Genomic DNA, 9,783 nt, shown 5'->3' on the forward strand with positions numbered 1-9,783 from the left:
GTCCCGCCCGCCGGTCCAGCGTCCTCGGCCCGACGGGCGCGGTGCGGCGGCCGCTCCTATGCTGGGAAGGTCCGGGCTCCGACGTCCCGCTCATCGCACGGTCTCGCCTCACGTGCTTGGAGTCAGCCCATGCCGCATCCAACCGCACGCCTGCGCAGGGGGGCCCTGGTCGCCGTGACGGCGGGTACGCTGCTGGCACCGCTCGCCGCAGGGGCCGTACCGGCCTCCGTACCGGCCGCGTTCGCCGCCGAGTCGCCCAGCCCGTCTCCCCCGGGGCCCTCGGGGCCGGACGTCCGCGCCCTCACCCCCGACGTGGCACGCCAGCTCGACGCATCGGTACAGCGGGTGATGCGCGAGGCGAACGTGCCCGGCGTGACCGTCGGCATCTGGACGCCGGGGCAGGAGAGTTACGTCCGCTCGTTCGGTGTCGCCGACAAGGCGAGCGGCCGGAAGATGGCGCCGGACCTGCGTATGCGCATCGGCAGCGAGACCAAGACGTTCACCGTGACCGCGCTGCTGCAACTCGTGGACCAGGGAAGGGTGGGGCTGGACGATCCGATCGGCAAGTACATCGACGGCGTCCCGAACGGCGACCGGATCACGCTGCGCGAACTGGCCGGCATGCGCAGCGGGCTGTTCAACTACTCCGACGACGACGACTTCTTCAAGGCCCTGACATCCGATCCCCAACGGCCCTTCAAGCCTCAGCAGTTGCTCGACTACGCCTTCAAGCATCCGGTGCTCTTCGAGCCGGGGCAGAAGTTCTACTACTCCAACACGAACCTGATCCTGCTCGGCCTGCTGGTGGAGAAGGAGAGCGGTCAGCACCTCGGCGACTACATCGAGCGGCACATCCTCGACCCGGCCGGCATGAAGGACACGCTCTTCCCGACGGGCAGCGAGTTCCCCACACCGCACGCGCAGGGCTACACCGACCAGACGGCCGACGGGAAGGTCACCGAAACGGCCGGCTGGAACCCGTCCTGGGGCTGGGCGGCCGGAGCGATGATCTCGACACTGGACGACCTGCACATCTGGGCGCGCACCGTAGCCACCGGCGAACTGCCCGACGGGAACCGCATGATCAGCCCGGAAACGCAGAAGCAGCGGCTCATGACCCCGGCGACACCGATCCCGGGCGCCGGCTACGGGCTGGGCATCTTCAACGTAGAGGGGTGGGTCGGCCACAACGGCTCCCTGCCGGGCTACGAGTCCCTGACCATCTACCTCCCGGCGACGCGTACCACCGTCGTGGTGCTCCTCAACACCGACATCGACCACGACAACGAGGAACCCAGCACTCTGTTCGGCCAGGCGATCACGCAGATCGTCTCCCCGCGGCACATCTTCAACCTGCCGGCCGCGCCGGCGGCCAGGTGAGGTGAGGTGACGGCGGCCCGGCGGTTCCACAGCCGGGCCGGGGTGGCGCACCGGCGCACAGGCGAGTCCGGTCGGTGCGAGTTCTCCGGGCCGGGCATGGCCGGTCGGCGCCGCTGCCGGAGCGGGGACGCCGGGCCCCTGTCCGCCCGGCCGGCCGGCCACGGGGCCCTTCCGCTCGACTCCGCGTTGAAGGGCATACGCCCCAGGACGTGACCCGACGCAGCGCACCCCCATGCCCTGGCCGGGCGGGGCACGGCTCCGCCGGCGGCCCGGGGGGGGTGGGGCCGCCGGCGGAGACGCCGCGCCCGGAGCGGGGGGAAGGCCCCGGGCTGCTCGTACATCCGATGCCCCGGAATCGACGCCGTACACACCGGATTCCGGAATGAGCCGCGGGCCGCGAGGACGGGCCGGCCAGGTGCGTACGGCCGGACGCCGGGCCTGCGCGCACCACGCCCGGCGACGGCATAAGCTCGGCGGATGGCGAAGTACTTCGACGTGCACCCCGAGAACCCGCAGCCGCGCAGCGTCGCCCAGGTCGCCGACGCGGTGCGTTCGGGAGCACTCATCGCATATCCGACCGACTCCTGTTACGCGCTGGGCTGCCGCCTGGGCAGCCGGGACGGCATGGACCGGATCCGTTCCATCCGCCGGCTCGACGACCGGCATCACTTCACGCTGATGTGCCGGGACTTCGCGCAGCTCGGACAGTTCGTGCATGTGGACAACGACGTGTTCCGGGCGGTGAAGGCCTCCACGCCCGGCAGCTACACCTTCATCCTCCCGGCCACCCGCGAGGTGCCGCGCAAGCTGCTGCACCCGAAGAAGAAGACCGTGGGCGTGCGCATCCCCGACCACGTGGTCACCCAGGCGCTGCTGGCAGAGCTGGGCGAGCCGCTGCTGTCCAGCACGCTGCTGCTGCCGGACGAGGAGGAGCCGATGACCCAGGGCTGGGAGATCAAGGACCGGCTCGACCACACGGTGGACGCGGTGGTCGACTCCGGCGACTGCGGTACGGAGCCGACGACGGTGGTGGACTTCTCCGGCGGTGGGGTGGAGATCGTCCGGCGGGGTGCGGGAGACACCAGCCGCTTCGAGTGAGGACGCGGCACACCGGGTGCGGCGATCGGGACCTTGCGTGACAGCATGGGCCATAGCCGCGGCGTCGAGCCGGCTATCGCCCCCCGGCGCCCGTTCGCCCACTCAATTCCCCGAGGGAGGGCCCCTCTCGACATGCCCGATGTGCAGGGATCCGACATCGACATCCCCACGGGAGACGGCGTCGCGGACGCCTATCTCGCCCATCCCGCAGACGGGCGCCCCCGTCCGGCCGTGCTGTTCCACCAGGACGCCTACGGCCTGCGCCCGCACCTGAGGTCGATGGCCGACCGGCTCGCCGGCGCCGGTTACACGGTGCTGGTGCCGAACGTGTTCTACCGCCTCGGCCGGGCCCCGGTCGTGGACCTGCCCGAGTTCATCGACCCGGACGCGGACCCGACCCTCTGGGAACGGCTCGGCCCGATCGTGTCCTCGCTGACGCCGGACCTGGTCGAGCGGGACGCGGGCGCCTATCTGCGCTGGCTGGCCGACAGCCCGCTGGCGGCCGACGGCCCGGTCGCGCTGACCGGCTACTGCATGGGCGCCCGCCTCGCCCTGTGGACGGCGGCCGCCCACCCCGACCGGGTCGTGGCGGCGGCCGGGTTCCACGGCGGACGGCTCGCCACCGACGACCCGGGCAGCCCGCACCTGGGGGCCCCGGACATCACCGCGGAGCTGTACTTCGGGCACGCCGACGACGATCCCTCACTGCCCCCGGAGCAGATCGCGCGTTTCGAGGAGGCCCTGTCCGCCGCCGGGGTCCGGCACACCTGCGAGGTGTACCCGGGCGCTCCCCACGGCTACACGCAGGCGGACACGACCGCCTACCACCGCGAAGCCGACGAGCGGCACTGGTCGGCACTACTCGACCTGCTCGAGCGCACCTTCTGACACCGACCCCCCGGTCCCGACACCGGCTCACGGCGCCCGCCGCATGGGGGCGCCAAGCCGGTCCGGTCCAACTTATTGACATGGACGCATCCCGGCACCAATCTGAGAGCGCTCTCAGAACAGGTACGGACCAATGTCCGTACGACCCCGACCCCACACGGAGGTGGAGAGTGCCTCACACGCTCACACGCCCCGCGCTGCCCTTGGCGGCCGCCGCGGCCCTGGTCGGCGGAGTGCTCGCGCTCGGCGTGACGGACCGCGCCCATGCCGCCGTACCGGACACCATCCCGCTGAAGATCACCAACAACTCGGGCCGTTCCGACCCCGTCTACGTCTACGACCTCGGCACCCAGCTGTCCTCCGGACAGCAGGGCTGGGCCGACGCGAACGGCGCCTTCCACGCCTGGCCGGCGGGCGGCAATCCCCCGACTCCCGCACCGGACGCGGCGATTCCCGGGCCGGCCGCCGGACAGTCGAAGACGATCCGCATACCGAAGTTCTCCGGCCGGATCTACTTCTCCTACGGCCGCAAGCTCGACTTCAGGCTGACCACCGGAGGGCTGGTGCAGCCGGCCGTGCAGAACCCGTCCGACCCCAACCGGGACATCCTCTTCAACTGGTCGGAGTACACGCTCAACGACTCCGGGCTGTGGCTCAACAGCACCCAGGTGGACATGTTCTCGGCACCGTACGCGGTCGGCGTGCAACGGGCCGACGGCAGTCTCAGCAGCACCGGGCACCTCAAGTCGGGTGGTTACACCGGCTTCTTCAACGCTCTGCGTGGACAGCCGGGCGGCTGGGCCAAGCTGATCCAGACGCGTTCCGACGGCACCGTGCTGCGCGCCCTGTCCCCGCTGTACGGCGTGGAGACCGGCGCGCTGCCGGCGAACGTGATGGACGACTACGTCAACCGGGTCTGGCAGAAGTACTCGACGTCGACGCTGACCGTCACGCCCTTCGCCGACCAGCCGAACACGAAGTACTACGGCCGGGTCTCGGGCAGCGTCATGAACTTCACCGACTCCTCCGGCGCGGTCGTCACCAGCTTCCGGAAACCGGACGCCTCCAGCGTCTTCGGCTGCCACAAGCTGCTGGACGCACCCAACGACAACGTCCGCGGCCCCATCTCCCGCACCCTGTGCGCCGGTTTCAACCGCTCGACGCTGCTGACCAACCCCAACCAGCCGGACACCGGGACGGCGAACTTCTACCAGGACACGGTGACCAACCACTACGCCCGTAAGGTGCACGCGCAGATGGCCGACGGGAAGGCCTACGCGTTCGCCTTCGACGACGTCGGCCACCAGGAGTCACTGGTCCACGACGGCAGCCCGCGGCAGGCGTATCTGACGCTGGATCCGCTGAGCTGACATGGCCCGGTCCCGCTCCCGGACAGCAGGGTGCGGGACCGCGGCCGTACGGCTCGGCTCGTCCTCAGGGCCGTGCCGTCCACGACGAGGCCGGCCCGCGGCGACGAGGCCTCCACACCCTTGAATCCGGCACGAACATCCCTGTGCGACCAGGTGAGTTGGCGTGGCCCGGACCCGGGTCCCATTCCCGTCCGGCACGTTGTTACGGTGCACGGCGTGTCTGACTCCTCACGCGATACCCCCCAGGGCGCCGGCTGGGGCGCCGCCGAGCGCGGTGCCTACCGGCAACTGATGCCGGACCACGTCGAGAAGCTGTCCTGGCTGAATCCCAGGATCTTGTGGGCAGCACGCAACGGCGTGCTGGCGTCCTGGTTCGGTGATCCCACCGGCCGTACCCGCAGCCGCTGGGTCGCGCGGCGGGAAGCGGTAGGGGTACCCGCCGACAAGGTGGTCCGGCGCGAGGTTCCGGAACGGTTCTCCTTCATGGTCATCGGGGACACCGGCGAGGGCGACGCCTCCCAGTACGCCGTCGTGCCGGGCTTTCTGAAGGTGGGTCAGGACACCGAGTTCGCGGTGATCGCGAGCGACGTCATCTATCCGGTGGGCAGCGCCGACGACTACGGCGACAAGTTCTTCCGGCCGTACCAGGAGTATCCGGCGCCCATCTACGCGATACCGGGCAACCACGACTGGTACGAGGACCTCGGCTCCTTCATGCGCGTCTTCTGCGCCGACACCCCACCGCTCGATCCCCAGCCCCGCTCCCGCCCGCTCACCCGTGCCTGGTGGCGCACCCTGCTGTGGCACCGGCCCGGCCCCGCGGACGAGCAACGTCTCGGGGCGGCACGGACGTTGCGGTCGGCCCCGGCTCAACAGGCCGAACAGCCCGGCCCGTACTGGGCGATGGACGCCGGGCCGGTGAGAATCGTCGGCATCGACACCGGCCTGCTGGGCAGGATCGACGCCGAACAGGGCGCCTGGCTGCGCGAGGTGTCCCAGGGACCGAAGCCGAAGATCCTGATCACCGGGGCACCGCTCTACGTCGACGGCGAGCACCACCCCTGCCCCATCGAGGGCGGCGGCACCGTGGACGAGATCGTCCGGGCCCCGGAGCATCACTACGTGGCCGCCATCGGCGGCGACATCCACAACTACCAGCGATATCCGGTCGACGTGGACGGCCGCACGATCCAGTACGTCGTCGCGGGCGGCGGCGGCGCGTTCATGCACGCCACGCACACCATCCCGCGGGTGTCGGTCGCAGGCGTCACAGAGCGCCGGTGCTATCCGCTGCGCGGTGACTCGCTGGCCTTCTACAGCCGCCTCTACGGCCGTCGGCTGCGGCTGCGCCGCTTCTTCACCCTGACCGAGGACGAGGCGACCGCGGTCGTCAGCGAACGCCTCGGTATCGAGCCGGGCCGGGCGCCGGGCGCCGGCGCACGGGTCACCCGGCGCACCCGGCTGGTCGCGGGCCTCCTCGGCACCGGACGCCGCCCCGAGCGTGCCTCCCGCTTCCGGCTGCCGGTGCGGAAGATCTACACCCAGCTGTTCTCGCCGTCCTCCACCACCTACAGCCCGCCGTTCTTCAAGAGCTTCCTGCGTCTGGACGTCACGGCGGAGAGGGTCCGGCTGCGCTGTTTCGCCGCGACCGGCAACCGCGCGCAGGAACTCGATCCTCCGGTCGAGGACGAGGTCACCGTCCTGCTGAACTGACACGCGACTGATCACGCGGGCCCAGGGGCTGTCGAAACCGAGCCGCGGCGTTCGCGCCGCCGTTCGCCTACGCGCACGAGGACCACATCCGGATCCTGACGGACATGGCGACGAAGCCGGGCCCGCCGCGGGTGTGGCTGCCGTCGGGCTGACCTCCGTCCGGGCGGCCGCGCCCGTCCGATCACCAACGGCCCACCGCTGTCCCCGTGACCGGTTCGGACGGCCTCCCGTCCACCCCCACGGGCACGTCTCCGGCGAGCATCACCCGGTGCATGATCCGGGGGAAGCCTAGATGGGCGTTGTCGCCGGGGGCGAGGTGGATGGTGGCCCGGTTGTCCCAGAAGGCGACGCTGCCGGGCTCCCAGCGGAATCGGACCGTGTACTCGGGGCGGACCGCCTGCTCCAGCAGCATCTCCAGCAGCGCCGCGCTCTCCGGGCGGGAGACGTCCGCGATCTGCTCGAGGTAGTAGCCGTTGACGAACAGCACCCGCTCGCCCGTCTCCGGGTGCACCCGCACCAGCGGATGTACCGAGGCGACCTGGTGGTCCAGGAGGTGGCGGAGGTACGCGTCGTCGCCGGGCCGTGGCTGATAGCCGACGCCGAGCCGGTGCTCGGCGCGCAGCCCGTCCACGAAGGCGCGGACCGGCGCCGACAGCCCGGCGTAGGCGGCGGCCAGGTTGGCCCAGGTGGTGTCGCCGCCGTAGGGCGGGACGGTCTCCGCGCGCAGGATGGTCGCGGACGGCGGATCGATCCGGGCACCGTGGTCGCAGTGCCAGCCGCGCAGCAGAGTGTGCCGACGGCGCTGCAACCACTCCTCGTGCTCCATGCCGAAGCGGCCGCCCAGCTCCAGCCGGTCCGCGGTGGTCTCCACCTCAGGGAAGCCGGCCGGTGAGGCGCTGCCCCGCCGGCCGAGGACGACCGGTTCCCCGAACCGGCGGGCGAACGCGACATGCCCGGTGTGGTCCAGCTCCTGTCCGCGGAAGAACACCACCTTCCAGCGCAGCACGGCCTGCCGGATCAGAGCCACCACGGCGTCGTCGAGCGGCCCGCCGAGGTCGACGCCGGTGATCTCGGCCCCGATGTGCCCGGCGACCGGCTTCACCTCCACACCCGCCACCTGCTCCGTCTGGTCGGCAGTGGTCCTGTGCGTCGTCATGCGCGCTCCGATGCTCGTCCGTACCGGCTCCGGGAAGATCGTGGCACTCCCGGATGCCAAGTGACCAGCAGCCTGTTGTCTCCGCGTTAAAAGCTCACCCGCCACGACTGACGGGACCCCGACTCACTGGTGGCGCTGCCCGAGCGGCTGTACGGGCTGCGCCGGGACCCCGCCGTTCACCGACGTGGTACGGGAGTCGCGCGCCCGCTGGGTGGAGCCGGAGCTGGTCGCGCAACGCGCGTTCACGGGATGCCGCGGCATCCGCGGTTCCCCGGGCCGCGGGAGGACGTGAGACCGCGGGAGCGCGCGGCCGGCTGTATCCGGATCACCGGGTTCCGGCCCCAACTGGCCGTGCGTGGCTCTATGTTCGCGGCGACACCCGCCGGCTCCCCGGGAGGTTCCCACATGCGCACCACACTCCGCACCGCCGTCATCGGCGCGCTGACCGCCACCACCGTTCTGACCTGCGGCCCCGCCCGTGCGACCCCACCAGGGCCCGGGGTGACGGCCACGCTCCTCGGCCGGACCACCATCGGCGGCACCGACTACACCCTGCGGGAGATCACGGTCCCTCCCGGTCAGAGCACCGGATGGCACTACCACGACGGACCGCTGTACGGCGTGGTGAAGCAGGGCACCCTCAGCCACTTCGACTCCGGTTGCGCCTCCGACGGCGTGTACCGGACGGGTGCGACGATCCAGGAGCCGTCCGGCCCGGGACACGTCCATATCGGCCGCAATCTGGGCGACACCCCGCTCGTCCTCGATGTGCTCTACGTGCTGCCGCACGGCTCCCCGTTCTCGGAGGACGCGCCGAACCCCGGCTGCCCGTTCCAGTGATCGGGCGTCCAGCGCCGGGTGAGCCGGCCGGCCGGCAGCGGCCCGCCGCCCCCCTCCTCACAGGCGTGCGCCCGGCGCGGGTGGCAGCAGTCGCCCTCCCGACCTCCGTCCGGTCACACCGCCCCGGCCGTCGATGACGGCCACGGCGGGAACACGCTCCGAATGCCCCGTTGCGATCCGGTCGTCCGGGCGCATCAGCCGCGGAACCGGCTCACGTCAGCCCCGGTGGGCACGCAGGGCGGTGAGGGCCCGGTCGGCGTGGGTGTTCATGCGCAGTTCGCTGCGGACGATCTCCAGCACCGTGCGGTCCTCGGCGATGACGAAGGTGACGCGCTTGGTGGGGGCGAGGGAGAAGCCCCGCTTGACGCCGAACCGCTCGCGGACCGCGCCGTCGGCGTCGGAGAGCAACGGCATGCCGAGGGTGTGCCGCCCGGCGAACTCCTGCTGCTTCTCCACGCTGTCCCCGCTGATGCCCACGGGGTGGGCGCCCACTTCGGCGAACTCGGCGGCGAGGTCGCGGAAGTGGCAGGCCTCGGCGGTGCAGCCGGGGGTGAGGGCCGCCGGATAGAAGAAGAGCACCACCGGTCCCCCGGCAAGCAGCTCGGTGAGCCGGCGGTTGGTGCCCGTCTCGTCGGGCAGGGCGAAGTCCGCGGCCTTGTCCCCGACCTGGATGCGTTCCGTCACGACCGCCCCTCCCCGTTCCGCGCGACCCCGCGGGCCCACAGCACCAACGGCACTTGCAGCGGCAGCCGCGCCAGGGCGGCCGTCTTCAGCGGCGCGGGCCGGTGCCGCCAGTCCACGGCCATCTGGACGTTGGCCGGGAACACCCCGACGAAGAACGCCGCCGCCGCCTTCGCGGCCGCCGCGCGCGTGCGGGGCGCGGCGATCGCGGCCGCCAGGGCGAGCTCGACGGCGCCGCTGCCGTACGTCCATGCCCGGGGCGAGCCCGGCAGCATCCGGGGAACGGTGGCGTCGAACTGGCGTGGGGCGGCGAAGTGGGCCACCCCGGCTGCGGCCAGGAGGCCTGCGAGCAGCAGGGGTGAGCGTTCGGACCGGGGCACGGTTCCTCCTCTGGTGACCTGCCGCCGGATATTACTGGACGGTAGGCACGGAGTGGCCCACTTCCCCGGACGCAGTCGGTCAGGCCGTGGCCGCCGGGGGCGTCCCCTTCCCGGCCGGAGTCGTCCTCGATCGTGTAGGCGAGGCGGTCGTCGACCAGGCGGGGGAAGAGGTCGGCCATCCGCCGCGGATCCTCGGGCCGACGGCCGGGTCCGGGAGGCCCAAACCGCAGGTCAGTGGGGGTGTCGGAAGGGATGTATCGGACAAACGGGACTACGG

9 protein-coding genes are annotated in these 9,783 nt (G+C 71.7%); 6 read left to right on the forward strand and 3 right to left on the reverse strand.

What is annotated here, in order from left to right:
* Nucleotides 1-129: 129 nt before the first annotated feature.
* The 5 genes from ABZ079_RS24410 (at nucleotide 130) to ABZ079_RS24430 (ending at nucleotide 6,449) form a co-directional block, all read left to right on the forward strand.
* Nucleotides 130-1,380 (forward strand): serine hydrolase domain-containing protein, encoded by a 1,251-nt coding sequence (locus tag ABZ079_RS24410; protein ID WP_356941565.1) that lies wholly within the window; start codon nucleotides 130-132, stop codon nucleotides 1,378-1,380.
* Between the two features lie 477 nt (nucleotides 1,381-1,857).
* Entirely contained in the window at nucleotides 1,858-2,478 is a 621-nt protein-coding gene (locus ABZ079_RS24415; RefSeq protein WP_356941566.1) for an L-threonylcarbamoyladenylate synthase, read from the forward strand.
* Nucleotides 2,479-2,610: 132 nt separating this feature from the next.
* A complete protein-coding gene (locus ABZ079_RS24420) occupies nucleotides 2,611-3,366 on the forward strand; it encodes a dienelactone hydrolase family protein (RefSeq protein WP_356941567.1) in 756 nt (251 codons plus the stop codon).
* A 170-nt stretch (nucleotides 3,367-3,536) separates the two neighbouring features.
* Nucleotides 3,537-4,736: a glycoside hydrolase family 64 protein gene (locus ABZ079_RS24425; protein WP_356941568.1), complete on the forward strand. Its 1,200-nt coding sequence runs from the start codon at nucleotides 3,537-3,539 to the stop codon at nucleotides 4,734-4,736.
* A 216-nt stretch (nucleotides 4,737-4,952) separates the two neighbouring features.
* The gene (locus ABZ079_RS24430; RefSeq protein ID WP_356941569.1) at nucleotides 4,953-6,449 is read left to right on the forward strand and encodes a metallophosphoesterase; all 1,497 of its coding nucleotides are present in this window, start codon (nucleotides 4,953-4,955) and stop codon (nucleotides 6,447-6,449) included.
* A gap of 181 nt (nucleotides 6,450-6,630) precedes the next feature.
* Here ABZ079_RS24430 and ABZ079_RS24435 read toward each other — a convergent pair whose 3' ends face one another.
* Entirely contained in the window at nucleotides 6,631-7,605 is a 975-nt protein-coding gene (locus tag ABZ079_RS24435; RefSeq protein WP_356941570.1) for a TauD/TfdA family dioxygenase, read from the reverse strand.
* A 405-nt stretch (nucleotides 7,606-8,010) separates the two neighbouring features.
* On the opposite strand from ABZ079_RS24435, the gene ABZ079_RS24440 reads away from it, so the two are divergent.
* A complete protein-coding gene (locus tag ABZ079_RS24440) occupies nucleotides 8,011-8,445 on the forward strand; it encodes a cupin domain-containing protein (RefSeq protein WP_356941571.1) in 435 nt (144 codons plus the stop codon).
* A 216-nt stretch (nucleotides 8,446-8,661) separates the two neighbouring features.
* Here ABZ079_RS24440 and ABZ079_RS24445 read toward each other — a convergent pair whose 3' ends face one another.
* On the reverse strand, nucleotides 8,662-9,129 hold the full coding sequence (locus tag ABZ079_RS24445) for a peroxiredoxin (protein ID WP_356941572.1): 468 nt from the start codon (nucleotides 9,127-9,129) through the stop codon (nucleotides 8,662-8,664).
* Nucleotides 9,126-9,506 carry a hypothetical protein gene (locus tag ABZ079_RS24450; protein WP_356941573.1) on the reverse strand — a complete coding sequence of 127 codons (381 nt, stop codon included), beginning with the start codon at nucleotides 9,504-9,506 and terminating at the stop codon, nucleotides 9,126-9,128. The genes ABZ079_RS24445 and ABZ079_RS24450 overlap by 4 nt, the downstream gene beginning before the upstream one ends.
* Nucleotides 9,507-9,783 lie beyond the last annotated feature (277 nt).

It is taken from the genome of Streptomyces sp. NPDC006314, assembly GCF_040613075.1.
Lineage (GTDB): Bacteria > Actinomycetota > Actinomycetes > Streptomycetales > Streptomycetaceae > Streptomyces.